This is a genomic window from Streptomyces sp. NPDC012825 (assembly GCF_042900925.1).
Classification (GTDB): Bacteria; Actinomycetota; Actinomycetes; order Streptomycetales; family Streptomycetaceae; genus Streptomyces.
This window is the reverse complement of record NZ_JBIBBZ010000006.1, coordinates 83,994-109,408: the sequence shown is the minus strand read 5'-3', so window position 1 is coordinate 109,408 and position 25,415 is coordinate 83,994. Positions and strand designations below refer to the sequence as shown.

At 73.3% G+C, this 25,415-nt stretch carries 23 protein-coding genes; 13 read left to right on the top strand and 10 right to left on the bottom strand.

Annotation, left to right across the window (positions count from 1 at the left end; translation table 11 throughout):
- Positions 1 to 7 precede the first annotated feature (7 nt).
- Genes sufD through ACFY7E_RS16065 form a run of 7 tightly spaced genes read left to right on the top strand, consistent with a single transcriptional unit; the run spans position 8 to position 4,775 of the window.
- Entirely contained in the window at positions 8 to 1,189 is a 1,182-nt protein-coding gene (gene sufD / locus ACFY7E_RS16095) for a Fe-S cluster assembly protein SufD (protein WP_389485185.1), read from the top strand.
- Entirely contained in the window at positions 1,189 to 1,506 is a 318-nt protein-coding gene (locus ACFY7E_RS16090) for a bifunctional 3-phenylpropionate/cinnamic acid dioxygenase ferredoxin subunit (protein WP_030205123.1), read from the top strand. The genes sufD and ACFY7E_RS16090 overlap by 1 nt, the downstream gene beginning before the upstream one ends.
- Positions 1,507 to 1,513: 7 nt before the next feature.
- Complete coding sequence (sufC, locus tag ACFY7E_RS16085; RefSeq protein ID WP_030692513.1) at positions 1,514 to 2,278, top strand: Fe-S cluster assembly ATPase SufC; 765 nt, start codon at positions 1,514 to 1,516, stop codon at positions 2,276 to 2,278.
- Entirely contained in the window at positions 2,275 to 3,543 is a 1,269-nt protein-coding gene (locus tag ACFY7E_RS16080) for a cysteine desulfurase (RefSeq protein WP_383330603.1), read from the top strand. Before sufC ends, ACFY7E_RS16080 begins: the two co-directional genes overlap by 4 nt.
- Before the next feature lie 9 nt (positions 3,544 to 3,552).
- Positions 3,553 to 4,026, top strand: a complete 474-nt coding sequence (gene sufU, locus ACFY7E_RS16075; RefSeq protein WP_389485182.1) for a Fe-S cluster assembly sulfur transfer protein SufU — start codon at positions 3,553 to 3,555, stop codon at positions 4,024 to 4,026.
- Positions 4,023 to 4,361 (top strand): metal-sulfur cluster assembly factor, encoded by a 339-nt coding sequence (locus ACFY7E_RS16070; protein ID WP_024757177.1) that lies wholly within the window; start codon positions 4,023 to 4,025, stop codon positions 4,359 to 4,361. The genes sufU and ACFY7E_RS16070 overlap by 4 nt, the downstream gene beginning before the upstream one ends.
- 48 nt (positions 4,362 to 4,409) lie before the next feature.
- The gene (locus ACFY7E_RS16065) at positions 4,410 to 4,775 is read left to right on the top strand and encodes a VOC family protein (protein WP_389485180.1); all 366 of its coding nucleotides are present in this window, start codon (positions 4,410 to 4,412) and stop codon (positions 4,773 to 4,775) included.
- Between the two features lie 28 nt (positions 4,776 to 4,803).
- Here the strand turns inward: ACFY7E_RS16065 and ACFY7E_RS16060 are convergent, their stop codons facing one another.
- Positions 4,804 to 5,847, bottom strand: a complete 1,044-nt coding sequence (locus tag ACFY7E_RS16060) for an oxidoreductase (protein ID WP_389485178.1) — start codon at positions 5,845 to 5,847, stop codon at positions 4,804 to 4,806.
- Between the two features lie 411 nt (positions 5,848 to 6,258).
- On the opposite strand from ACFY7E_RS16060, the gene dapD reads away from it, so the two are divergent.
- Together dapD and ACFY7E_RS16050 are read left to right on the top strand one after the other, a co-directional pair.
- Positions 6,259 to 7,242: a 2,3,4,5-tetrahydropyridine-2,6-dicarboxylate N-succinyltransferase gene (gene dapD / locus ACFY7E_RS16055; protein WP_383442709.1), complete on the top strand. Its 984-nt coding sequence runs from the start codon at positions 6,259 to 6,261 to the stop codon at positions 7,240 to 7,242.
- A 165-nt stretch (positions 7,243 to 7,407) separates the two neighbouring features.
- Positions 7,408 to 7,617 carry a hypothetical protein gene (locus ACFY7E_RS16050; protein ID WP_383442712.1) on the top strand — a complete coding sequence of 70 codons (210 nt, stop codon included), beginning with the start codon at positions 7,408 to 7,410 and terminating at the stop codon, positions 7,615 to 7,617.
- Here ACFY7E_RS16050 and dapA read toward each other — a convergent pair.
- Complete coding sequence (gene dapA, locus ACFY7E_RS16045; RefSeq protein ID WP_389485175.1) at positions 7,596 to 8,489, bottom strand: 4-hydroxy-tetrahydrodipicolinate synthase; 894 nt, start codon at positions 8,487 to 8,489, stop codon at positions 7,596 to 7,598. The genes ACFY7E_RS16050 and dapA overlap by 22 nt on opposite strands.
- A 198-nt stretch (positions 8,490 to 8,687) precedes the next feature.
- Between dapA and ACFY7E_RS16040 the strand changes: the two genes are divergently transcribed.
- Positions 8,688 to 9,254, top strand: coding sequence for an antibiotic biosynthesis monooxygenase (locus tag ACFY7E_RS16040; RefSeq protein ID WP_389485173.1), 567 nt, complete (start codon positions 8,688 to 8,690; stop codon positions 9,252 to 9,254).
- A gap of 16 nt (positions 9,255 to 9,270) precedes the next feature.
- On the opposite strand, the gene ACFY7E_RS16035 is transcribed toward ACFY7E_RS16040, so the two are convergent.
- Positions 9,271 to 11,106, bottom strand: coding sequence for an endonuclease/exonuclease/phosphatase family protein (locus tag ACFY7E_RS16035; protein WP_389485171.1), 1,836 nt, complete (start codon positions 11,104 to 11,106; stop codon positions 9,271 to 9,273).
- A 223-nt stretch (positions 11,107 to 11,329) separates the two neighbouring features.
- On the opposite strand from ACFY7E_RS16035, the gene ACFY7E_RS16030 reads away from it, so the two are divergent.
- Positions 11,330 to 12,790, top strand: a complete 1,461-nt coding sequence (locus ACFY7E_RS16030) for a hypothetical protein (RefSeq protein WP_389485169.1) — start codon at positions 11,330 to 11,332, stop codon at positions 12,788 to 12,790.
- 185 nt (positions 12,791 to 12,975) lie between these two features.
- Positions 12,976 to 14,418 (top strand): alkaline phosphatase PhoX, encoded by a 1,443-nt coding sequence (locus ACFY7E_RS16025; RefSeq protein ID WP_389485167.1) that lies wholly within the window; start codon positions 12,976 to 12,978, stop codon positions 14,416 to 14,418.
- Between the two features lie 60 nt (positions 14,419 to 14,478).
- On the opposite strand, the gene ACFY7E_RS16020 is transcribed toward ACFY7E_RS16025, so the two are convergent.
- Both ACFY7E_RS16020 and ACFY7E_RS16015 read right to left on the bottom strand, forming a co-directional pair.
- Positions 14,479 to 15,705 carry a TerD family protein gene (locus ACFY7E_RS16020; protein ID WP_389485165.1) on the bottom strand — a complete coding sequence of 409 codons (1,227 nt, stop codon included), beginning with the start codon at positions 15,703 to 15,705 and terminating at the stop codon, positions 14,479 to 14,481.
- 36 nt (positions 15,706 to 15,741) lie between these two features.
- A complete protein-coding gene (locus tag ACFY7E_RS16015) occupies positions 15,742 to 15,981 on the bottom strand; it encodes a hypothetical protein (RefSeq protein ID WP_389485162.1) in 240 nt (79 codons plus the stop codon).
- A 55-nt stretch (positions 15,982 to 16,036) separates the two neighbouring features.
- On the opposite strand from ACFY7E_RS16015, the gene ACFY7E_RS16010 reads away from it, so the two are divergent.
- Positions 16,037 to 17,071 carry an AraC family transcriptional regulator gene (locus ACFY7E_RS16010; protein WP_389485160.1) on the top strand — a complete coding sequence of 345 codons (1,035 nt, stop codon included), beginning with the start codon at positions 16,037 to 16,039 and terminating at the stop codon, positions 17,069 to 17,071.
- Positions 17,072 to 17,372: 301 nt separating this feature from the next.
- Here ACFY7E_RS16010 and ACFY7E_RS16005 read toward each other — a convergent pair whose 3' ends face one another.
- From ACFY7E_RS16005 to ACFY7E_RS15985, 5 genes are all read right to left on the bottom strand, one after another.
- A complete protein-coding gene (locus ACFY7E_RS16005) occupies positions 17,373 to 18,128 on the bottom strand; it encodes an SDR family oxidoreductase (protein WP_389485158.1) in 756 nt (251 codons plus the stop codon).
- Between the two features lie 240 nt (positions 18,129 to 18,368).
- Positions 18,369 to 21,191, bottom strand: coding sequence for a SpoIIE family protein phosphatase (locus tag ACFY7E_RS16000; RefSeq protein WP_389485156.1), 2,823 nt, complete (start codon positions 21,189 to 21,191; stop codon positions 18,369 to 18,371).
- The gene (locus ACFY7E_RS15995; protein ID WP_389485154.1) at positions 21,188 to 23,257 is read right to left on the bottom strand and encodes a SpoIIE family protein phosphatase; all 2,070 of its coding nucleotides are present in this window, start codon (positions 23,255 to 23,257) and stop codon (positions 21,188 to 21,190) included. The genes ACFY7E_RS16000 and ACFY7E_RS15995 overlap by 4 nt, the downstream gene beginning before the upstream one ends.
- Positions 23,258 to 23,321: 64 nt before the next feature.
- Entirely contained in the window at positions 23,322 to 23,708 is a 387-nt protein-coding gene (locus ACFY7E_RS15990; protein WP_389485624.1) for a hypothetical protein, read from the bottom strand.
- A 214-nt stretch (positions 23,709 to 23,922) separates the two neighbouring features.
- Entirely contained in the window at positions 23,923 to 25,371 is a 1,449-nt protein-coding gene (locus ACFY7E_RS15985; protein ID WP_389485152.1) for a peptidoglycan D,D-transpeptidase FtsI family protein, read from the bottom strand.
- Between the last annotated feature and the right edge of the window lie 44 nt (positions 25,372 to 25,415).

Below are 25,415 nucleotides of genomic sequence, written 5' to 3'. Positions count from 1 at the left end.
GACAGCCATGGCTGAGGCCCAGAACATCCCGGCGGGATCCACCACCGCCGGCTCGATCGCGGTGGCCGCCGAGTCCACCGTCGCCACGCGCATGAGCGCGCCCCCGTCCTTCGACGTCGCGGACTTCCCCGTCCCGCACGGCCGCGAGGAGGAGTGGCGGTTCACCCCGCTGGAGCGCCTGCGCGGTCTGCACGACGGCACCGCGGTCGCCACCGGCGAGGGCGTCAAGGTCGACGTCGAGGCCCCCGAGGGCGTCACGGTGGAGACCGTCGGGCGCGACGACGAGCGCCTCGGCCGGGCGGGCAAGCCCGTCGACCGGGTCGCCGCCCAGGCGTACTCCTCGTTCGAGAAGGCCTCGGTCGTCACCGTCGCCAAGGACGCCGTCCTCACCGAGCCGATCCGCATCGCCGTGCACGGCCACGGCGGAACCGCCTTCGGCCACCAGGTGATCGAGCTCGGCGCCTTCGCCGAGGCCGTCGTGGTCATCGACCACACCGGTGACGCCGTCCTCGCCGCCAACGTCGACTACGTCCTCGGCGACGGCGCCAAGCTCACCGTCGTCTCCGTCCAGGACTGGGACGAGAAGGCCGTCCACGTCGCCCAGCACAACGCGCTCGTCGGCCGCGACGCCTCCTTCAAGTCGGTCGTCGTCACCTTCGGCGGCGACGTCGTCCGCATCCACCCGCGCGTGGCGTACGCGGCCCCCGGCGGCGAGGCCGAGCTCTTCGGCCTCTACTTCACCGACGCGGGCCAGCACCAGGAGCACCGCCTCCTGGTCGACCACAACACCCCGCACTGCAAGTCCAACGTGGCCTACAAGGGCGCGCTGCAGGGCGAGGGCGCACACGCCGTCTGGATCGGTGACGTGCTCATCCAGGCCGCGGCCGAGGGCACCGACACGTACGAGCTGAACCGGAACCTGGTCCTCACGGACGGTGCCCGGGTCGACTCCGTGCCGAACCTGGAGATCGAGACCGGCGAGATCGCCGGCGCCGGTCACGCCTCGGCCACCGGCCGCTTCGACGACGAGCAGCTCTTCTACCTGATGTCCCGCGGCATCCCGGAGATCGAGGCCCGCCGCCTCGTCGTCCGCGGCTTCTTCGCCGAGCTGGTCCAGCAGATCGGCCTGCCCGACGTCCAGGAGCGCCTGCTCGCCAAGATCGAGGTGGAGCTGGAGGCCTCCGTCTGATGGCCTTCGTCCGAGTCTGCGCGCTGAGCGAGCTGGAGACCGACACCCCGAAGCGGGTCGAGGTCGACGGCACGCCGGTGTCGGTCGTCCACACCGAGGGCGAGGTGTTCGCGATCAACGACATCTGCTCGCACGCCAACGTCTCCCTCTCGGAGGGCGAGGTCGAGGACTGCGCCATCGAGTGCTGGCTGCACGGGTCCAGCTTCGACCTGCGCACCGGCAAGCCCTCCGGCCTTCCCGCGACGCGCCCCGTCCCCGTATACCCCGTAAAGATCGAAGGGGACGATGTGCTCGTCTCCGTCACCCAGGAGTCCTGAGTCACCCATGGCTACGCTTGAAATCCACGACCTGCACGTCTCCGTCGAGGCGGAGAACGGCCCCCGCGAGATCCTCAAGGGCGTCGACCTGACCATCAAGCAGGGCGAGACCCACGCCGTCATGGGCCCCAACGGCTCCGGCAAGTCGACCCTGGCGTACTCCCTGGCCGGCCACCCGAAGTACACGGTCACCGGCGGCACCGTCACCCTCGACGGCGAGGACGTCCTGGAGATGTCGGTCGACGAGCGCGCCCGCGCCGGCGTCTTCCTGGCCATGCAGTACCCGGTCGAGGTCCCCGGCGTCTCGGTCTCCAACTTCCTGCGCACCTCCGCCACCGCCGTCCGCGGCGAGGCGCCCAAGCTGCGCACCTGGGTGAAGGAGGTCAAGTCCGCGATGGAGCAGCTCCAGATGGACCCGGCCTTCGCCGAGCGCAACGTCAACGAGGGCTTCTCCGGCGGTGAGAAGAAGCGCCACGAGATCCTCCAGCTCGAACTCCTCAAGCCGAAGATCGCGATCCTCGACGAGACCGACTCCGGCCTCGACGTCGACGCCCTGCGGATCGTCTCCGAGGGCGTCAACCGCGTCCGCGAGACCGGTGAGGTCGGCACCCTGCTGATCACCCACTACACGCGCATCCTGCGCTACATCAAGCCCGACTTCGTGCACGTGTTCGCGAACGGCCGCATCGCCGAGTCCGGCGGCGCCGAGCTCGCCGACGTGCTGGAGAACGAGGGCTACGACAAGTACGTGAAGGGTGGCGCGTCCGCGTGACTTCTGCCCATCAGGGGCTCTCCGGCCTCCTCGACACCGAGGCGATCCGCAAGGACTTCCCCCTCCTGGATCGCACGGTCCACGACGGCAAGAAGATCGTGTACCTCGACTCCGCGGCGACCTCGCAGAAGCCGCGCCAGGTCCTCGACGCGCTCAACACGTACTACGAGCGCCACAACGCCAACGTCCACCGCGGCGTCTACACGGTGGCCGAGGAGGCGACGGCGCTCTACGAGGGCGCGCGCGACAAGGTCGCCGCGTTCGTCAACGCGCCGAGCCGCGACGAGGTGATCTTCACCAAGAACGCCTCCGAGTCGCTCAACCTCGTGGCCAACATGCTGGGCTGGGCCGACGAGCCCTACCGCGTGGACCACGAGACCGAGATCGCCATCACGGAGATGGAGCACCACTCCAACATCGTGCCGTGGCAGCTGCTCTCGCAGCGCACGGGCGCGAAGCTGAAGTGGTTCGGCCTCACCGACGACGGCCGTCTCGACCTCTCGAACATCGAGGAGGTCATCACCGAGAAGACCAAGATCGTCTCCTTCACCCTGGTCTCGAACCTGCTCGGCACGTTCAACCCGGTCGAGACGATCATCCGCCGTGCCCAGGAGGTCGGTGCGCTCGTCTGCATCGACGCCTCCCAGGCGGCCCCGCACATGGTCCTGGACGTGCAGGCGCTCCAGGCCGACTTCGTGGCCTTCACCGGCCACAAGATGTGCGGCCCGACCGGCATCGGCGTGCTGTGGGGACGGCAGGAGCTCCTGGAGGACCTGCCGCCCTTCCTCGGCGGCGGTGAGATGATCGAGACCGTCTCGATGCACTCCTCGACCTACGCGCCGGCCCCGCACAAGTTCGAGGCGGGCACGCCCCCGATCGCGCAGGCCGTCGGCCTCGGCGCGGCCGTGGACTACCTCTCGGCGATCGGCATGGAGAACATCGCGCGCCACGAGCACGCGATCACCGAGTACGCCGTCCGGCGCCTCCAGGAGGTTCCGGACCTGCGGATCATCGGCCCCACCACGGCCGAGGACCGCGGCGCGGCGATCTCCTTCACGCTCGGCGACATCCACCCGCACGACGTGGGCCAGGTCCTCGACGAGCAGGGCATCGCGGTCCGGGTCGGCCACCACTGCGCGCGGCCGGTCTGCCTCCGCTACGGAATTCCCGCGACCACGCGGGCGTCGTTCTATCTGTACTCCACCCCCGCCGAGGTCGACGCCCTGGTCGAGGGACTGGAGCACGTACGGAACTTCTTCGGCTAGGAGACGCTCGTGAAGCTGGATTCGATGTACCAGGACGTCATCCTGGACCACTACAAGCACCCGCACGGGCGCGGTCTCCGGGACGGCGACGCCGAGGTGCACCACGTCAACCCGACGTGCGGCGACGAGATCACGCTCCGCGTGAAGTACGACGGCTCGCGCGTCGAGGACGTGTCGTACGAGGGTCAGGGCTGCTCCATCAGCCAGGCCTCGGCCTCCGTCCTCAACGAGCTGCTCGTCGGCAAGGAGCTGGCCGAGGCGCAGCGGATCCAGGGCACCTTCCTGGAGCTGATGCAGTCCAAGGGCCGGATCGAGCCGGACGAGGCGATGGAGGAGGTCCTGGAGGACGCGGTCGCGTTCGCCGGGGTCTCCAAGTACCCCGCCCGCGTGAAGTGCGCCCTGCTCAGCTGGATGGCGTGGAAGGACGCGACCTCCCAGGCGCTGGGGGACGACGACCAGAAGTCCGAGAGGAAGTCGGCATGACCGAGAACGCCGGGGCCACCATGAAGCCGGCCTCCGAGGAAGAAGTCCGCGAGGCGCTGTACGACGTCGTCGACCCCGAACTGGGCATCGACGTCGTCAACCTGGGCCTGATCTACGGCATCCACATCGACGACTCCAACGTCGCGACGCTGGACATGACCCTGACGTCGGCGGCCTGCCCGCTGACCGACGTGATCGAGGACCAGGCGAAGTCCGCCACGGACGGCATCGTCAACGAGCTGAAGATCAACTGGGTCTGGATGCCGCCGTGGGGCCCGGACAAGATCACGGACGACGGGCGCGAGCAGCTCCGCGCGCTCGGCTTCAACGTCTGACCGAGCCCTTCACGCCGACGGCCGTGCTCCCCTGGAAGACTGGGGAGCATGGCCGTTCGCATGTACCACCTCGCCGTCGACGCCCACGACCTGCCCGCGCAGGCCCGCTTCTGGGCGTCGGTCCTGGACTGGAAGGTCCTCTACGAGGACGAGCACGAGATCGTCATCGGAGCCGACGAGCACGCCCTGCCCGGGATGTGCTTCCTGCCCGTGCCCGAGTCCAAGAGCGTCAAGAACCGGCTGCACATCGACCTCACGCCCGACGACCGGGACGCCGAGGTGGAGCGGATCCTCGCCCTCGGGGCGACCCGGATCGACGTCGGCCAGGGCGAGGACGCGACCTGGGTCACCCTCGCGGACCCCGAGGGCAACGAGTTCTGCGTGCTGCGGCCGAAGCGGTCGCTCACGGACTGAGGGACGGATCCGGGTGCCCGCCGGTCCGTCAGGAGGCGTGCGCCCGGGCCTCCGCCGCCCGAGCGAGCGCCGGTGCCAGGCCCTCCCGGCGGATCCGCTGGTCGATGTAGAGCAGCCCGGACACCAGCGGCGGGAAGAGCGCGGAGAACACCTGGGCGATCAGCGATCCGACGATCGCGATGATCATCATCGGCGCGACCAGGGCGAGCAGCTCCCCGAGCGTCTCCGGCTCCGGGCCGTCGAGGAAGGGCACGCTCATCAGTGCGCCGAGCACCTGCTGGAAGACCATGCTGATGACGCCCGTGATCACGCCGGCCACCATGAGACCGCCGAAGGTCCGCCACCACGCGCCGGTCACCAGGTGCCAGGACCGCCGCAGGGACGCCGTGGCGCCCTGGTGCTCGGCCACCGCCACCGTCGGGGCGAAGACGAGCTTCACCCAGATCCAGGCGACGAGCGGAAGGAACAGCAGGAAGGCGGGAATCAGCAGCAACGACGCGGCCGGGCCGGCGTCCTCGGAGATCACCGCGGCCATCAGGACGGAGACCAGGCCGGCGAGGAGCAGGACGGGCACCAGCATGACCAGCGCGGTCAGGAGGACCGTGCCGAGGACCGCGGGCATCCGCGCCCACGCGCGCCCCCACACGGTCCCGAGCGCCGGACGGCCGCCCAGGACCGCTTCCTGGAGGACCACGGGCACCGCCGCCGACACCACGCCGCTCGCGACCAGCATGACGACCATCGCGACCAGCCAGACGCAGCCGAACGCGATCAGCAGCGGAAGGCCGTCGTCCCACGACGGGGTCACGCCCCTCGGCAGGTCGAACACGCCGGGCACGTGGTCGGCGACGGCCAGGTAGCCGACGCCGGCCGCCGCGCCGACCAGCAGGAGACCGAGCCCGTAGGCGACGGCCGTGACGCCGACGAGCTGCTTCCAGTGACGTCCGAAGGCGGCGAACGCGGCCGTCAGGATCTCGCCGAGACCGAGCGGCCGCAGGGGTATCACGCCGGGCTGCGGCGCCGGAGGCGGAGGGACGTGGCCGTAGCCGTAGGGCCCCGTGGAGTAGGTCATGGACGACACCGTATCGGCAGGCGCCGCGTACACCCGTACGAGAAAAGCGCGCGCACCTGCGGACTTGGCGGCGCGTACCGGCGGCCCGGCTCCGCCGCCGCGCCCCCGGGCGCCGCGAGCGGATCGTGGACGCGGTCCTACGAGGTGTCGAACGGTCCGGATCCGCCCGCGTCTTGGTCGCCCTCGTGGACGGCGTCCGCCTCCGGGGCCTGCTCGCCGAAAGGGAGTACGGCGGGGAGCACCGTACGGCGGGGAGCACGCGCGCGTGACGCCGGGCCCCGGCCCGACCCCCGGCGTCCCGGACGAAGTGCCGAAACCCCCGGTCCCGGGCTCGTCCGAACCGACGGCGCGCCCGACCGACACCTGAGACCGGTTGGCCCGGGCGGGGGCCCGCCGGTTAGGTTTTCCGTCATGACCACTGCTCCTCGCACCACCGGCGCCGTCGCCGCCGGCCTCGCCACCCTCGCCGGCGACGGCACCGTCCTCGACACCTGGTTCCCCGCCCCCGAGCTGACCGACGCGCCCGGCCCCGCCGGCACCGAGCGGCTCACCCCCGACGCGGCCGTCGACGCCCTCGGCGAGGGCGCCGCCAAGGCCCTCGGCGTGGACGCCCGCCGGGGCGTCGAGGTGGTCGCCGTCCGCACCGTCATCGCCTCGCTCGACGAGAAGCCGCTCGACGCCCACGACGCGTACCTGCGCCTGCACCTGCTCAGCCACCGCCTGGTCAAGCCGCACGGCCAGAGCCTGGACGGCGTCTTCGGCCTCCTCGCCAACGTCGCCTGGACCTCGCTCGGCCCGGTCGCCGTCGACGACGTCGAGAAGGTGCGGCTCAACGCGCGCGCCGAGGGCCTGCACCTCCAGGTGACCTCGATCGACAAGTTCCCCCGCATGACCGACTACGTCGCGCCCGCCGGGGTCCGCATCGCCGACGCCGACCGCGTCCGCCTCGGCGCCCACCTCGCCGCCGGCACCACCGTCATGCACGAGGGCTTCGTCAACTTCAACGCCGGCACCCTCGGCACCTCGATGGTCGAGGGCCGCATCTCCGCCGGCGTCGTCGTCGGCGACGGCTCCGACATCGGCGGCGGCGCCTCCACCATGGGCACCCTCTCCGGCGGCGGCAACGTGATCATCTCGATCGGCGAGCGCTGCCTGATCGGCGCCGAGGCGGGCGTGGGCATCGCGCTCGGCGACGAGTGCGTCGTCGAGGCCGGCCTGTACGTCACGGCCGGAACCCGGGTGACGATGCCCGACGGCGAGATCGTGAAGGCCCGCGACCTCTCCGGCGCCTCGAACATCCTCTTCCGCCGCAACTCGGTCACCGGCGCCGTCGAGGCCCGCCCGAACAACGCGGTCTGGGGCGGCCTCAACGAGGTCCTGCACAGCCACAACTGAGGCCCCGCGTCCCACCGGCCGCCCTCGCCCCGTCGCCGGACGGCCGGCAGGGCGGTCGGTCGTCTCCGTGGAGGGCCGCGCGCCGCACACGGCAACCGATCCGGTGACGCTGCGTTATCAGTGCGGGGCGCAGGGCCCCGTACGCAGACGAGGCGAGGAGCCGACATGAGGACGAGGGCCATGGCCACCGGGGTGTTCGCGGCGACGGCGGTCCTGCTGACCGCCGGGACGGCGGCGGCGGACGAGACGCACGTCCACTCCCACAACGGTCCGCACGTCTCGCTGGTCTCCACGGGCCAGATCGACGATCCCCTGGAAGACGTCCTGGAGCACGCGGCGATCCTCGGGCGGACCTACAGCGCCGACTCCGCCTGAGCCGGTCGCGACAGCGCCTCGTGGAGCGCGCGCAGCCCGTCGGCCGTCTCCCGGTCGGCGGGCAGCAGCGGTTCCCGCGGCGGGCCGCCGAGGAGGGCCTTCACCGTCACCGTGCCCGGCAGGCCCGAGGCCATCATCCGCTCGGCGAGCGGCAGCAGCCGGGCGTTGAGCCGGGCTGCCCCGGCGGTGTCGCCCGCGTCGAAGGCGTCGAGCACCGCCCGCAGCTGACGGGGCGCCACGTTCGCCACCGTACTGACGTATCCGGCGCCGCCCACCGCGTACAGCGGCAGGTTCAGCTCCTCGCAGCCCGAGTAGTACGCGAGTCCGGTCTCCGCGATCAGCCGGGCCGAGCCGAGCAGGTCGTACGCGCAGTCCTTCACCGCGACGATCCGCGGGTGCGCGGCGAGCCGCCGCATCGTCGCGGGCTCGACGCGGATCCCGGTGCGGCCGGGGATGTCGTAGACCATCACCGGCAGGCCGGTCGCGTCCGCCACCTTCAGGAAGTGCGCCTCGACGGCCGCCTGCGGAGGGCGGCTGTAGTACGGGGTGACGACGAGCAGCCCGTCCGCACCCGCCTCCTCGGCCGCGCGGGCGAGCCCGGCGGTGTGCGCGGTGTCGGCGGTGCCGACGCCCGCGAGGACCGAGGGGCCGGGGCCGACGGCCTCCCGGACGGCGCGGACGAGCGCGGTCTTCTCGGCGTCGGTGGTGGTCGGCGACTCGCCGGTGGTCCCGTTGAGGACGAGCCCGTCGCAGCCCTCCGCCACGAGCCGGACCGCGAGGACGCCCGCCGCGTCGGGGTCGAGCGCGCCGGCGGGGGTGAACGGGGTGATCATCGCGCAGAGCGCGCGGCCGAAAGGAGGTGCGGTGGTCATGCCGGAAGTCTGGGCGCGGCGGACGGTGAAGGTCCATTTAGATCTTCTTGGCCGAAAGGGTAAGGGTCTCTGAAGGGTGGGGGCACGGGCGGCCTCGCGGCCCGGACTCCCTTGACCTCAACCATGGTCGAGGGAGGACGGTGAAGTCGTCCCCACCGCACGGGGACCCGTGAAACCCCACGAACGGGAGGCCGCCCCATGCACGCCGTCGCGCACCCCCACGCCCGCCCCGACCTCCACCGCCCCGGAGTCGGCGCCGTCCTCGTCAGCACCTGGCGGGTCGGCACGCCCGAACGGCAGCGGGCCGCCGTCGAGGCCGTCCGGAGGACCTGGGAGGCCCGGGAGTGGCCCGACCCGCGGCTGCTCTCGTACAGCGTCTACGCCGGAACGGACGGGGACACGCTGCTGCACTACTCGCAGTGGACGGACGAGCGCGCCTACGACGACTTCGTCCGCACCCACCGCGACGACCGGAACGCCGAGATCGACGCGGCCGTGCCCGGCATCGAGCGGGTCGTCCTGCACCGCTACGCGCCGCCCCGCCCGGCCGGCCCGACCGGCCCGGACGTGCTGCCCGGGGCCGTCTCGGTCGTCGAGTCCGGGGGCGAGGAGGCGATCGCCGCCGGCGGGATCGGGACCCACGTCCACCGGTCCGCCGACGGCACCCGCGTGCTCGCCCTCACCGAGTGGGAGGACGTCCCGGCCGACGGGCCCGCCGGGGCCCGGTGGTACGCGCCCGCGCTGAGCCTCGGCGCGGGCGCGTAGGGACCTGCGGGGGCGCTTACGGACGGAAGCGCAGGACCTGCGGGTCGTGGTCGCTGTCCTGGTCGGCGAACTCCGCGTTGATGTGGACGCTGTCGTACTCGAAGCGGTGGATCCCCGGGCTGGTCAGGATCTGGTCGAGGACCTGGCTGTTGCCCTGGTACACGTACGAGTAGCGCTCGCCGCGCGGCAGCGACTTCACCGCCGGGTACAGCGCGCCGTCCGCCGTCAGCGCCTTCGTGGTGCCGGAGAACTCGAAGTCGTTGATGTCGCCGACCACCAGCACGTCGGCCTGCTTCTCGACCGCGAGGAGCTGCTTCACGAAGCCGTTGACGGCCTGGCCCTGGAGCAGGCGCTTCGCCTCGGAGGAACGGTTCGGCGGCTGGTGGTGGGAGACGATCGACTCGTCCCCGCCCTTCGAGCCGAAGTGGTTGGCGATCACGAAGACCGTGCGGCCCCGGAAGACGAACTCGCCCGCGAGCGGCTTGCGGCTGTCCTCCCAGGCCGTGTTCGCCGGGTCGATCCGGCCGGGGGAGACGGTCAGCTCCGCGTGCCCCTTGCGGCCGGTGACGCCGGTCGCGGTGGTGGCGTCGCCGCCCGGGCGGTCCGTGAAGGAGACCCGGGCCGGGTTGAAGAGGAAGACCTGACGGATGTTGCCGCCGGGCTCGCCGCCGTCCTCGTTGTTCGCCGGGTCGACCGAGCGCCACTCGTACGCCGGGCCGCCGGCCGCCACGATCGCGTCCGTGAACTTCTTCACGGTCTGTCCGGCGCTCACCGTGCCGTCGTTCTTGGCGCCGTTGTCGTCCTGGATCTCCTCCAGGGCGACGACGTCGGGCGAGGCGAGGTTCTCCACGACCGCCTTCGCGAGCGCGTCGAACTTCTCCTGCGGGTCGGTCGGGTCGAGGTTCTCCACGTTGTACGTGGCCACGGCCAGCTCGTTCTTGTGCTGCCGGTCCGTGGTCTCGCGCTCCGGGCCCCGGTCCACGACCGTGCCGAGGGTGCGGGCCGTCAAGGTGTAGCCGCCGTACTGGTTGAAGTCGAGCGGGCCCTCGGTGACGCCGGAGAGCACGTCGCCCACGTTCGCCCGGGGGAACGGCTGCTGGGCGATCGGGACCAGCGACTGGACCTGGAGCCGGCCGGTGTTCTGGTCCTCGTACGAGCCGTAGACCGTGCCGCCGCGCCGGTTGGCGTTCTCCCACGGCTTCACCGTGACCCACAGCTCGGAGTACGGGTCGGTGGCGCCGACCACCCGCGAGGAGCCGATCCGGACGTTGGCGCCCTCCAGGGACTCGTAGTAGTCCAGGGCGTACGTCCGGGGCTTCAGGGTCAGGCCGTTGATCGAGCCGCCCGCGGCCGGGTCGCCCTCCGGCGCGTACGCGTCCGGGACGGACCAGGAGGAGATCGTCACCGGGGCCGGCACCGGGTTGCCCCGCGAGACGACGGTGACGACGGGCTTGGAGAGCTGCGTCAGCGACTGGTTGCCGGAGTTCAGGCCGCCGGGGACGTACTCGGTGACCGTGCCGTTCACGCTCACCGCGTCGCCGACGGCGACGGTCGGGACGGAGCTGGTGAAGACGAAGAGGCCCTCGCTGGTGGCCGGGTCCGCGTCGGGGGTGGGGTCCTGGATCCAGAAGCCGCGCGAGCCGTAGGTGCGGACGCCGGTCACGATGCCCGTGACACCGGTGACCTGCTTCCCGACCAGGGGCGAGACGCGGGTCGTGCCCTGGATGTCGTGGACGCGGACACCGGCGCCGTCCTCGGCGGACGCGCTCGCCGAACCGGCGAGCAGACCGGCGGCCAGGGCGGCGGACACGACGGCGGCGACGGCGGCGGATCTCGGTATGGAGGAAGACATCGGGGGCTCCGAGGGTGCTTGGAGGAACGGCAGATGGATCTACGCGCGTCAATCTCCGCGCAGGGGACCCCACTTGTCAAGGGTCGACGGGTGTACGAAGGCTGACGGATCCGTGAACCGGCGGACGCCCTCCCGGATGCGTCTACGCTGGGACGGCTCTCCGAGACCACCTCTCCGAGCCCCTTCCACCCGATCGCCCCGTACGCGCCGAGGAGACCCCCAGATGTCAGCGGACCACCCCACCCTTCCCCCCGTTCGGCTGCGTGCGGACGCGGAGCTGGCGCGGGACGCCCTGGCCGCCCCCCTCCTCGCCGACGCGGTACGGCTCGCCCGCTGGGCCGGACCGGACACCCGGGTCGACGCGGGCGGCGAACTCGCCGACGAGCAGCTCCCGGCGGCGGCCGAGGTGTTGGAACTCCCCGCCGGCGAGGAGAGCGAGCTCCGGGCGGGCGACGCCTGGCGGCTCGCGGTCGACACCGGTCTCGTGGACGTCGAGGACGGCGAGGCGGCCGACGGGGACGGGGAGGACGTGCCCGGGCGGGCCCGGCCCGGCGAGAACCTGGCGCTCCTCACCGGCGGTTCGCCCCGGGACGTCCTCGCGCTCTGGCTGGACGGCTTCGACGCCGTCTTCGGGGACGCCGTCGCCCCCGTCCTCGACGACCTCGACGACCTCCTCGGGGAGGACGGCGGGATCGACGTCGACGCGCTCGACTGGGACCCCGAGGCCGAGGCCGAGTTCCTGGAGGGCGTGCTCGGCAACCTCTACCTGCTGACCGTCAGCGAGGGCGGGGCCGGCGAGGGCCCGGTGCCGCTGCCCGCGCTCGCCGCGTCGATGGTCGTCCCCGACGACATGGGCGAGCCCACCGACGACGTCCTGGAGCAGGTCTCCGACGCGATGATGCGGCTCGACGAGCAGTTCCGGCTGCTCGAACCGATCGGGCTCGTCGAGTACCAGCCCCTCGACGAGGCGCTGATGGTCGAGGAGGGCGAGGAGCCCGCCGTGTCCGCCGACGACGAGGACGTCACCCGCTACGGGATGGTCCGGCTCACCCCGCTCGGCCTCTACGGCGTCCGGGCCCGGATGCTGGAGGCCGGGGTCGACGCGCCCGCCGTCGGCGACCTGGCCGACAAGGGCGCCGACGCCCTCCTCGACGGCATCGCCGGCTACCCGGAGGCCGCGGCCCGCGAGGAGACGGTCGCCTGGCTGGCCGGCCGCGACGTCCTCGGCGCGGCCCGCGAGCTGCTGCACGCCGCCCGCGGCTCCGACGCGGACTCCCCGCTCCGCCGCCTCCACTGCCAGCAGACGCTCTCCCTGGTGGGCCCGGAGGCGGAGCCCGCCGTGCGGGAGGTCCTGGACGACGCGGAGCTCGGCGGCCTGGCGCGGGTCTGGCTCGCGGAGCGGGGCGCGGCGGACGTGCCCGCGCCGCCGGAGTCGATGATCTTCTGGCTGGCGATCGACACGATCGCGGCCCAGCTCGACGCGGCCGGCGACCTGGAGGAGCTCCAGGAGCTGATCGAGGGCCTCACCGGGCGCCACGGGGGCTTCTTCGAGGCGGCCTGGCGGGTGGAGCACCCGGCGACGGCGGAGGTCCTGGAGGCGATGGGCCGGCTGCACCGGGACAAGACCACGGCGAAGGAGGCCCGCAAGGCCGCTTTCAAGGCCCGGTCGCGGTCCGGTTCCTGACCGTACGTCTCTTCCCGTCGTACGTCTCTTCCCGCCGTACGCGTCTTTCCGTCGTACGTGTCTTTCCGTCGGGCGTCCGGGGTCCCCGGGCGCCCGGCGGTGTTCCGGTGGTGTTCAGGCGGTGTTCGCGGAGGCACGGGAGGGTGGCCCGCGACATCCGGCCACCACAGGGAGACGCCGCCACCATGCCGCTCAACCGCAGAGAGTTCACCCAGCAGTCCGCCGCCGCCGGTGCGGGGCTCGCCCTCACCGGTGTCGTCGGGGCTCTCGCCACCGCCCCCGAGGCGCTCGCGTCCGACGAGCCGCAGGCGCACGGGGCCGGACACGGCCACGGCCACGGGCACGGGCACGGGCACGCGATCGGGTACGGGCCGCTGGTCGCCGACCCGGAGGGGATGCTCGCCCTGCCCGCCGGGTTCTCCTACCGCGTCGTCACCCACAGCGGCGTGACCCGGCTGGAGTCGGGCGAGTTCACCCCCTCCAACCACGACGGCACCGCCGCCTTCGCGGGCCCGCGCGGCACCACGTACCTGGTCAACAACCACGAGCTCAAGGGCCCCCGCTCCAAGTGGACCCACCCCGTCCCGCTCGCCGAGGGCCTCGTCTACGACCCGGCGGCGGCCGGCGGCTGCACCGTCGTCGAGGTGCACCGCGACGGCACCGTCGCCGAGTGGGTCGGCATCGCCGGCACCTCCACCAACTGCGCGGGCGGCCGCACCGACTGGGGCACCTGGCTGACCGGCGAGGAGAACGCCGACCTCGCCGGGGTCAACGGCATGACCAGGGACCACGGCTACGTCTTCGAGGTCGACCCGCGCGACCGCCGCGCCAACCGCGACCCGAAGCCGGTCAAGGCCTTCGGCCGCTACGAGCACGAGGCCGTCGTCGTCGACCCCAAGCGCGGCCACGCCTATCTGACCGAGGACGCGTCCGGCCCCAACGGGCTGTTCTTCCGCTGGGTGCCGCCGAAGGGCTTCGAGCACGGGCGCGGGAAGCTCCGTACCCTCGCCGACGACGCCGGGGTGCTCCAGGCCTTCAAGTGCGTCGACTCCGGGGGCCGGTTCGTCGACGACCTCTCCCGCGCCACCCGGATCGGCACCGTCTACGGCGTGGACTGGGTCGACGTCCCCGACCGCGACGCCCGTACCACCCCCGTCCGCAAGCAGTTCGCGGCCGGGCAGGTCACCCGCGCCCGCAAGCTGGAGGGCATGTGGTGGGCCGACGGCGGCGCCTACGTCGTCTCCTCCTACGCGCGCGACGAGAGCCCGGGCGCCGCGCACGACGGCCAGGTCTGGTTCTACGACCCGAAGCGCCGCACCCTCACCCTCAAGGTGCTGCTCGGCGTGAACGCGAACCCCGACGCGGACGGCGCCTACGACGGCCCCGACAACATCACCGTCTCCCCGTACGGCGGGCTCGTCATCGCCGAGGACGGCGAAGGGGTGCAGCACCTCTTCGGCGCCACCGACTCCGGCCGCACGTACCCGATCGCCCGCAACGACCTCAACGACAGCGAGTTCACCGGCGTCGTCTTCTCGCCCGACGGCGGCACGCTCTTCGCCAACATCCAGGACCCGGGCATCATGGTCGCGATCACCGGCCCCTGGCGCCGCCAGCCCCGCCGCTGAGAGCCGGTGCGCGGAAGGGGCTCCCGGGAACTCCCGGGAGCCCCTCCTCGGACCGGTCGCTCAGAGCGCCTGGGCGGCGGGCTTCACCATGCCCCGGACGGTCCGCGACTTCACGAACTCGCCCATCGCCGTCATCTCCCACTCGCCGGAGAACTGCCTGATCAGCTTCGCCATCATCACGCCGGTCTGCGGCTCCGCGGTGGTCAGGTCGAAGCGGACCAGCTCCTCGCCCGTCGCCGCGTCGATCAGCCGGCAGTAGGCCTTGGCGACCTCGGTGAACTTCTGGCCGGAGAAGGAGTTGACCGTGAAGACGAGACCGGAGACCTCGGCGGGCAGCCGGCCCAGGTCGACCGCGATCACCTCGTCGTCGCCCGCGCCCTCGCCGGTGAGGTTGTCCCCGGAGTGCTTGACCGAGCCGTTGAGGATCGCCAGCTTGCCGAAGTAGCAGCTGTCCAGGTGGTTGCGCTGGGGTCCGTACGCGATGACGGACGCGTCCAGGTCGATGTCCTTGCCCCGGTAGGCGGGCTCCCAGCCGAGGCCCATCTTGACCTGGGAGAGCAGCGGGCGACCGCCCTTGACCAGGGAGACCGTCTGGTTCTTCTGGAGGCTGACCCGGCCCTTGTCCAGGTTGATCTTGCCCGTGGACACGGGGGCGGCCGGGGGCGCGGGCGGGGCCGGGGGCGCGACCCGGGGGTCCACCGGGGCGACGGGCGGGGCGGGAGGAGTCGGGGGCGCCGGGGGCGCGACCTGCGCGGGGGCCGGGGCGGCCGGGGGCGCGGCCGGCTCCTCGTCCACCGAGACGCCGAAGTCGGTCGCGATGCCGGCGAGCCCGTTCGCGTAGCCCTGGCCCACGGCGCGGGCCTTCCACGCGCCGTTGCGCAGATAGATCTCGACGACCACCAGCGCCGTCTCCGTCGCGAGCTGCGGCGGTGTGAAGGTGGCGAGGGGGCTGCCGTCGTCCGCGTTCCGGATCGTCGCCGTGGGCTCGATGCCCTGGAACGTCTGGCCGGCGGCGTCCGGGCTCGCCGTGACGACGACCCTCTCGACGCCGGCCGGCAGGGCGCCGGTGTCGACCAGGATCGCGTCGGGCGCGGTCCCGCCGCCGGAGCGGTAGGTGACGCCGGGCCCGGCCGGCTGGTTGTAGAAGATGAAGTCGTCGTCCGAGCGCACCTTGCCGTTGGCGCCGAGCAGCAGGCCCGAGACGTCGAGCCGCACCGGGGCGGCGACGTCCACCGCCACGCGCGTGGCGGTGAGAGGGATGTTCGAGCCGGGGGTCATAGCGGTCATGCCAGGGCTAACGATCCGGCCCCCTTTGCCGTTCCCTTACCTTCGCCCGGTTCGGCCACTCTGATGACGGGGGTGGTTCCTGGCCTGCCGTTCGTTGCCGAAGCGGTACGAGCCCGTCCAGCGGGCCATGACCAGCTGGGCGTCGCCCGACTCCACCTCCGCCAGGAACTTCTCGGCGCGCCCGCCGCGCAGCACGCCCGCGGCGCGGCCCTGGTGGGTGAGGACGACGGAGCCGTCGCCCCGCCGCTCGTACGTGAATCCATGAGGTCGTGGCATGACGGGCATCCTGCCGTTCCCGGTCAGATCCGTCATATGAATATTCTTTCGACCCATGAGCGCTGTGGGGGCCGGGGGGACGACGGTGGACGCGGACGGGAGTTCGTTCGGGGCGGGGGACGTGGACGGGAGCTCGTTCCGGACGGGGGACGTGGACGAGGCGCGCGAGGAGCTGGACGCGCGGTACTACACGAGCCGCATGGACCTCGTCGAACGCCGGTCGCGTCCCTTCGCCGCGCGGTTCGACACCGTTGTCCTCGGGCCGCTGGTCATCGGCGACCTCAGCTGCGGGGCCGACGTCCGGATGAGCTTCGGGGAGCTGGGCGCCTATCACCTGAACGCCCCCCTGACCGGCACGATGGAGCTGCGTCAGGGCGGCGGTCCGGCCCTCGTCGCGACGGCCGCCGAGGGGCTGCTGCTCGACCCGGCGGGAGACACCTTCCTGGACCGCTGGAGCGGCGACTGCCGGACCCTGGCGGTGAAGATCGGGGCGGCCGCGCTGCGCGAGCGCCTGGAACGGCTGACGGGCCGGCCGCCGCGCGGCCCGCTCGCCTTCGAGCCCCGCCTCGACATCACGCGCGGCCCCGGCCTGAGCTGGGTGCGCCTCGCCCGCCGGGTCGCGTACGAGGCGCTGACCGGGGAGGGCCTCGCCCGGCACGAACTGGTGGCCGGGCCCCTCCAGGAGGCGCTGCTCAACGGGCTGCTCCTGGCCGCCGAGCACCCTTGGCGCGAGGCGCTCGACCGGCCGGGGGAGGCCCGGCGGCCGGCCCCGGTCAAGCGGGCGATGGACGCGGTGCGGGAGCGCCCCGAGCACCCGTTCACCACGACCGAACTCGCCGCCCTGGCCCGGGTGAGCGTGCGCCGCCTCCAGGAGTCCTTCCGGGAGTACGTGGGGATGTCCCCGATGGCGTACGTACGGGAGGTCCGCCTCGACCGGGTCCGCGAGGAGCTGCGGGCGGCCGCGCCGGACGAGGTGAGCGTGAGCGAGGTGGCCTGGCGCTGGGGCTTCGGTCACCAGGGCCGGTTCGCGGCGCGCTACCGCGAGAGGTACGGCGAGCCCCCGTCCCGGACGCTGCGGACGGGGCGCTGACGGGGGAGGGGCGCCGGATCCGACGGCGCGATCGCGCCAAAGCCTTCGGCCGGGGGCGACGGCCGGGGGCGGGCCGTCCGGGGGCGCATTCCCGGACGGGACGTGCTTCCGTTGCTCCGATCCGTCGCGCATTCCGGACAGACCCCGCGTTCCGCGGCTCGCGACGATCTTCGGCCGGGCCTACGGTGAGCGGGTCCGGTCCGCCCACGCGGACGGTCACCCGGACCCGGCCGGCTCCCCCGTATCAGTCCGGCCGGGTCCTGCGTACTTCCGGGCCGTGCTGCTTCGCCGTGCCTCCGCGTCAGGCCGGGCCGCCGTTGGCCGTCAGCAGTTGTCCGTTGACCCACTGGCCCTCGGGCGAGCAGAGGAAGTCCACCAGGTGCGCCGCGTCCCGCGGGGTGCCGAGGCGGCCGAGCGGGGTCTTCCGGACGACCTCCTCCCGCAGCTCCTCCGTCATCCAGCCGGTGTCCACCGGGCCCGGGTCGACGACGTTCGCGGTCACCCCGAGGTGCGCGAACTCATGGGCGGCCGCCAGGACGATGCGGTCCAGGGCGCCCTTGCTCGCCCCGTACGGGAGGTTCCCCACGGTGTGGTCGCTGGTCAGGGCGACGACACGGCCGGTGCCGCGGGCCCCGGTGAAACGCCGGCCGTACTCCCGTACCAGCAGCCAGGACGCGCGTGCGTTGACCGCGAAATGGCGGTCGAAACTCTCGACCGTGGTGTCGAGGAGGCCGGAGTCGACCGACTCGCAGTGGCGCAGGACGAGGGCCGTGACCGGGCGGCCGAGGCGCCGCTCGGCGGTGTCGAAGACGCGCGCGGGGGCCTCGGGGTCGGCGAGGTCGGCCTCGACCGCCTCGGCGGTCGCGCCCCGGCCGGCGAGGTCGCGGAGGATCGCCTCGGTCGCGCCCCGCTCGACGCCCCACTCCATGCGCCGGTCGTAGGGGGTCCAGTGGGTGAGCACGAGGTCCCAGCCCGAGTCCGCGAGACGCCGGGCGACGGCCGCGCCGATGCCGACGGTACGGCCGACCCCGGTCACGAGGGCGAGGGGACGGGGCATGGCTCTCCTTCGGGTCGGTACGGGAGCGGACCCGGAGCGGTTCCTCGACCGGGCGCCGGGCGCCGGGTGCCGGGTGCCTGGTGCCGAGCGCCGGGGCCACTCGCGTGCGGGGTCTTCGTGGCCGTGGACACGCTAGGGAGGTGCCTGACGGGGCGTCAAAGGGGTTTGCGGAAGCGCCCCCTCGCCCACCGGGGAGCCGGAACCCCGTCCCACCCCGCCCCGCCCCGCCCGGCCCCCGTCTCACCAGGCCAGGTCCTCCAAGGCGTCCAGGTCCGGCATCGCCGCCTCCGCCGGTTCCGGGCCGCCCGCGCCCACCCGCAGTTCGGCCCAGATCGTCTTGCCGCGTCGGCCGTACCGCGTGCCCCAGCGCTCCGCGTACTGCGCGACCAGGTAGAGCCCGCGCCCGCCCTCGTCCGTCGCCGCCGCGTGCCGCAGGTGCGGCGAGGTGCTGCTGCCGTCCGAGACCTCGCAGATCAGCGTCCGGTCGTGGAGCAGCCGTACGCGCACCGGGTCCGCGCCGTACCGCACCGCGTTCGTGATCAGCTCGCTGAGGATCAGCTCCGCCGAGAACGCCAGGCCGTCGAGCCCCCACTCCGACAGCTTCGCCGCCGCCGCGTTCCGCACCGGCGACACCGCCGACGGGTCCCGCGCCACCTCCCACTCGGCGATCCGCTCCCGGTCGAGGAGCCGGGTCCGCGCCACGAGGAGCGCGATGTCGTCGCGCGGCGCGGGCGACAGGAGCGTCGCGAAGACGTCCGCGCAGGTCTGCTCCGGACTCCGGTCCGGCCCGGCGAGCGCGGACCGCAGCAGCCCGAGCCCCGCGTCGAAGTCCCGCCCGTGGTCCTCCACGAGGCCGTCGGTGAAGAGCACCAGCTTGCTCCCCTCCGGCAGCAGCAGCTCCGTCGACGCGAACGGCGCCTCGCCCAGACCGAGCCCGAGCGGCAGCCCCGGCGACAGCTCGGGGAACTCCACCCGCCCGTCGGGCGCCACGAGCGCGGGACCGGGATGGCCCGCGCTCGCCACCGTGCACACTCCGGAGGCCGGGTCGTAGATCGCGTACAGACAGGTCGCGCCGGTGATCCCCTCGTCGCGCCGCCGCCCCTCCCCGTCCGTCCCCTCCGTCTCCCGGGAGTCGATCCGGCCCGTCAGCTCGTCCAGGTGCCCGAGGAGCTCGTCCGGCGGCACGTCCAGGGTCGAGAAGTTGTGCACCGCCGTGCGCAGCCGTCCCATGGCCGCCGCCGCGTGCAGCCCGTGCCCCACCACGTCCCCCACCACGAGCGCCACCCGCGCCCCCGGCAGCGGGATCACGTCGAACCAGTCACCGCCCACCCCCGCCTTCGCCGGGAGGTAGCGGTGCGCGACCTCCACCGCGCTCTGGTCCGGCAGCACCCGGGGCAGCAGGCTCCGCTGGAGCGACACCGCCATCGCGTGCTCCCGGGTGAACCGGCGCGCGTTGTCGATCGCGACCGCCGCCCGCGCCGCCAGCTCCTCCGCGAACGACAGGTCCTCCTCGCCGAACGGCTCCTTCGTGTCCGCCCGCCAGAAGTTCGCCATCCCGAGGACCACCCCGCGGGCCAGCAGCGGCACCGTGAGCAGCGAGTGCATCCCGTACGCGAGGGCCTGCGCCGCTCCCTCCGGATCCTGCGCCCGCCAGCCCTCCGCCCCGGCCAGCTCCGGCTGCACCACCGCGTGCCCCGAGGCCAGGGCCATGGCCATCGGGGTGCTGGGGACGTCGAAGCGGACGGTGTCCCCGACCGGCTGGAGCGGCAGGCCCGGCCGCAGCCCGCTCAGCGCCGTCCGCCGCATCTCCGCCGACGCGGCCGCCGTCTCCACGATCTCCGAGGGCTCCTCGCCGCGCAGCACCGGCTCCAGGAGCTCCACCGTGGCGAAGTCCGCGAACCGCGGCACCGCCACCTCCGCCAGCTCCTCCGCCGTCCGAACGACCTCCAGGGTCGTCCCGATCCGGACCCCCGCCTCGTAGAGCAGCTGGAGCCGGCCCCGGGCCACCGCCGCCCGGCCGGACAGCGCGGCCAGCTCGGTGGTGTCCCGCATCGTCATCACGCAGCCGGACTCGGAGCCGTGCGGCAGCGTGGGCCGCACGCTCACCGCGAGCAGCCGGTCGCCCGCCCGGTGCACCTCGTCGGTCGCCGCCTCCCCCGACTCCAGGAGCTCGACCGTACGGGGGTCCAGACCCAGCTCCGAGACGTGCCGCCGCTCGGCCTCCGGCCCGAGGCCGAGCAGCCGGCGCGCCTCGTCGTTGGCGAGCAGCAGCCGGTGGTCGGAGTCCATGATCAGGACGCCCTCCCGGACGGCGTGCAGCACCGCCTCGTGGTGCTCCTTCATCCGGGTCATCTCGGCCGGTCCGAGACCGTGCGTCTGCCGCCGCAGCCGCCGGCTCACCAGGGCCGCCCCGCCCACCGCCACCAGGAGCGCGCCGCCCGCCGCCCCGGCGAGCAGCGGCAGCCGGTCCTGGACGGAGTGCGCGAGGTTCTCCACCTCGATGCCGCTGGTCACCAGGCCGATGATCCTGCCCCGGTCGTTCACCACGGGGACCACGGCCCGCACCGCGTCGTTCGGCGCGCCCTTGAAGACCTCCGTGTACGACTCGCCGTCCACCGTCGCCCGCGAGAGGTCGCCGACCGCCCTGCGGCCGATCAGGTCCGGCTGCGAGTCGGTGTACCGCATCCCGTCGGGGCCCAGGATCGCGATGAAGTCGAGCCGCGTGGCCCGCCGGATCGCCTCCGCCTCGTCCTGGAGCCGCGCCGTCGGATCGGGCGAGGTCAGCGCCGCGTCGATGCCCGGGGCGTTCGCGAGCGCCTCCGCGACCGCGAGCGAGCGGGCCCGGGCGTCCCGCTCGGTGTCCCGCCGCTCCTGGTAGAAGGTGACGAACGCCGCCGCCACGATCACCAGGAGCGCGATCAGCGCCTCCAGGGCGAAGACCTGCCCGGCGACGCTCCGCAGCCCGGTCTCGCGCCCCTTACGGCCCTGCTTCCCCCGCCGCGCCCGCGCCCGCTCCCGGCCGGTGCCGGGGCCCGGGCCGTCCCGCCGCTTCCGCGCGGTCATCCCGTGCTCCGGGCGATCAGGAGTGCCACGTCGTCCGGCGCGCCCGGCCGGCGCAGCGCCCGCAGCAGCAGGTCGCAGGTCTCCTCCAGGGGGCCGCGCGCCTCGTCGAGCAGCCCCACGAGCAGCGCGAGCCGCTCGTCGATCGCCTCGTCCCGGGTCTCGATCAGGCCGTCCGTGTAGAGCACCAGGCGGTCACCGGGCCGGAACGGCACCCGGGCCGTGCGGAAGGTGCCGCCGCCCACCCCCAGCGGCACCCCGGTCGACAGCCGCACCAGCTCGGCCGGGCCGTCCACCGGGACCCGCACGGGCGGCAGGTGGCCCGCGTTCGCGATCCGGCACCGCTCCCTGGCCGGGTCGTGCACGGCGAAGAGACAGGTCGCGATGTAGTGCTCCAGGCCCTCGGTGATCCGGTCCAGGTGCCGCAGGACCTGCGCCGGGGACAGGTCGAGGTCCGCGAACGCGCAGGTCGCCGTCCGCAGCCGGCCCATCGTCGCCGCCGCGTCGATCCCGCTGCCCATCACGTCGCCGACGACGAGCGCCGTCTTGTCGTCGGGCAGCGGGATCACGTCGTACCAGTCCCCGCCGACCTCGCTCGACGCCTGCGCCGGCTGGTAGCGGGCCGCGACCTCCAGGCCCGCCCGCGCCGGCGGCGCCCCCGGCAGCAGACTGCGCTGGAGCGTCACCGCCGAGTTCCGCACGCTCTGGTACCAGCGCGCGTTGTCGATGCTCACCGCCGCCCGGGCCGCCAGCTCCGTCGCGAGCAGCACGTCGTCCCCGTCGAACGGCAGCGCGTTGCGGTCCCGCTTGAGGTCGAGCGCGCCGAGCACCTCGCCGCGCGCGATCAGCGGCACCGCCAGGTACGAGTGGACCCCGGCCCTGGCCAGCATCTCCGCCGCCTCCGGGCTCCGCGCGATCCGCGACAGGTCCCCGGGCCCGACATGCTCCACCAGGACCGGCAGACCGGTGTGCACGCAACGGGTGACCAGCCGGTCCGCCCCGTACATGGCGACCGACCCCGGCGGGTCGGCGGCAGGCAGCGCCTCCGTGGGCCCCGCCGCCTTCACCGCGAGCGCGCGGAACAGCGCCGGGCCCTCCTCCTCCGGTGTCCCCGGCCTGCGCAGCGACAGGACGGAGTCCAGCACGTCGACGGCCGCGACGTCCGCGAGCACCGGCACCACGACCGAGGCCAGCTCGTCGGCGGTCCGCTCCACCTCCAGGGTGGTGCCGACCCGGGCCGAGGCGTCCGCGATGAGCGCGAGCCGCCGCCGGGACCGGTCCGCCTCCGCGTCCGCCCGGTGCCGCTCGGTCACGTCGATCACCGAGGCCGCCACGCCCAGGACCCGGCCCTCGCCCCCTTCGAGGCGGTAGAAGGACACCGACCAGACGTGGTCGCGGCCCGGATCGGCGGGGGTCCGGCCCACCGTGGAGTGGTCGAGCACCGGCTCGCCCGACTCCAGGACCGTCCGCAGCGCCTCCTCCACCCCCGGCGCGTCGATCGCCGGCAGCATGTCGGAGATCCGCCGCCCGGTGTGCAGCGCGGCCGGGATGCCGTTGATCCGCTCCAGGGCCGGGTTCACCAGGACGAACCGCAGCGCGGTGTCGAAGACGGCGAGGCCGATCGGGGACTGCGAGACGAGCCGGTCGGAGAGGGCCAGCTCGGCCTCGACCCGCTCGACGACGGAGTGGTCGGCGGCGATCCCCAGGGCGTAGAGCCCGCCCAGGTCGTCGGTGAGCCGCATGTTGCGGAACTCCACCTGCCGGGTGGAGCCGTCCTTGTGCCGTACGGGGAAGGTGCCCGACCAGGTCGTGCCGGCGGCGAGCACCTCGCCGAAGAGGCGCATCGCCTCCTCCCGGTGGTCGTCGCCGACGATCAGCCGGGCCACGTACCGGCCGAGGGCCTCCTCGGCGCGGAAGCCGAAGAGGTCCTCCGCCTGCGGGCTCCACAGCACGATCCGGCCGCGCGCGTCCACGACGACGGCCGCGACCCCGAGCACGTCGAGCAGCCCCTTGCCGTCCAGGGGCACCCCGACCCGCCCCGCCGTCCCAGGGAAGGAACCGGCCGTCACCCTGCCTCCTCCCGCCGCGCCCGCGCTTTTCCTCCATGCTCCCCGCCCGGAGGCCGCGCCGCACCTAGGAGACGCCCGTACCTTTCCTCTTCTCGTACCGCAGCGCCGCTCCCGTCACGAGCGCGCCGAGCCCCTCCCACAGGCCCACGCCCAGGAAACCGCACGGGGCGCGGCCGGTGACGACGGCGAGGGTGAAGACCGCGCAGGTGAGGAGGCGGAAGGGGACCGTCCAGCGGAAGAACGGCTTCCAGTCGGCGAGCGCGGCCAGGACGTAGTAGACGCCCATGTTGAGCGCGGCCATCGAGGAGGCCGTCAGGAAGACCAGGGTGTGGTCGCCGTCCGCCCGCCCGCCGTCGGGCACCGGCTCGAAGCCCATGACCGTGAGCAGGGCGTCCGGGGCGACGAGGCCGACCACGCCGAGCGCGGAGGCGAGCACGCCGAAGACCGCCATGGTCCAGCCGGACAGGGAACGGGGCAGACGCACGGCGGTCCTCCGCGAGGTGAGAGCGAGGCGAGGCAGACAGGGGTACGGATCGAATGCGTGCTCGGATGTGAGCGCGCCCCTGCATACCGCGTGACGGACCCCGACGGCCAATCGGGCCCCGCTCACCGTCACTTCGGCGCCGCCGTCGCTCCGGAGCCACCGCCGTCGCGCCGGCGTCACGTCACTTCAGCGCCGCCGCCATCATCTTCTGCGCCACCGGCGCCGCCAGGCCGTTGCCGCTGACCTCGGAGCGGGCCGCGCCCGAGTCCTCGATCATCACCGCGACGGCGACCCGCTTCCCGGTCGAGGGGTCCTTCGCGTACGAGGTGAACCAGGCGTACGGCGTCCTGCTGTTGTTCTCGCCGTGCTGCGCGGTGCCCGTCTTGCCGCCGACCTCCGCCCCCGCGACCGCCGCGTTGGTGCCGGTACCCTCCTCCACCACGGTCACCATCGCGCTGCGCAGCTGTTCGGCCGTCGAGGAGGAGACGACCCGCCGGGTGTCCCCGTCCTCGAACGAGGTGAGCGCGTCGCCGTCGGAGTCGACGACCTCCGACACCATGTGCGGGGCCGCGAGGAGGCCGTCGTTGGCGATCGCCGCCGACACCATGGCCATCTGGAGCGGGGTGGCCGTCACGTCGAACTGGCCGATGCCGCTGAGCGCCGTCTGCGCCGGGTCCATCTTCGACGGGTACACGCTCGCGTACGCCCGGACCGGGACGTCCAGCTCGGCGTCGTTGAAGCCGAACCTCTCCGCCGTCGCCCGCACCTTGTCCTGCCCCAGGTCGGCGGCCATCTTGCCGAAGACGTTGTTGCAGGAGTACCGCAGCGCGGTGCGGATCGTGGCGTTCTCGCAGGGCGCGGAGGCGTTCTCGTTCCTCAGCACGGTCCGGGTGTGCGGCAGCGTGTACGGGACGGGGCTCTCCGTCGCCGTGTCCACCGAGTCGTAGAGGCCGTCCTCCAGAGCCGCCGCCGCGACGACCAGCTTGAAGGTGGAACCGGGCGGCAGCGGCTGCCGCAGCGCCCGGTTGACCAGCGGCTTGTCCTCGTCGGTGGTCAGCTCCTTCCACGCGGCGCCGTCATCCGTCCCGGAGATCCTCGACGGGTCGTAGGACGGCGTGGAGGCCAGGGCCAGGATCCGGCCGCTCGCCGGGTCGACGGCGACGGCCGCGCCCTTCTTGTTCCCGAGCGCCCGGTAGGCGGCCTTCTGCACGGCCGGGTCGATCGTGGTGAGGACCGTGCCCGGCTCCTGCCGCTCGCGGGTCACCGCGTCCAGCGGGTTCTTCAGCCGGTCGTCGGTGCCGTCGAGGACGTCGGCGTAGATGCCCTCCAGCTGGGTGGCGCCGTACGCCTGCGAGCTGTAGCCGGTGACCGCCGCGTACAGCTCGCCGTCCGTGTGGGTCCGCCGGTACGCGAGGTCCGTTCCCTCCGTTCTCTCCGAGCCGGTGACCGGGGAGCCGGCCACGACGATGTTCCCGAGCGGCTGCGCGTACTGCGCGATCTTCTTCCGCCGGTTGTTCTGGTCGTCCGCGAGCGCCTTGGCCTCGTACGCCTGCACCCACGTGGCCCGGCCGAGGAGGGCGAGCACGAGGAGCAGCACGAAGACCGAGGTGCGCCTGATCGTCTTGTTCATCGCACTTGTCGGGACGAACGGACCGGCGGCGGACGTTCCGGATG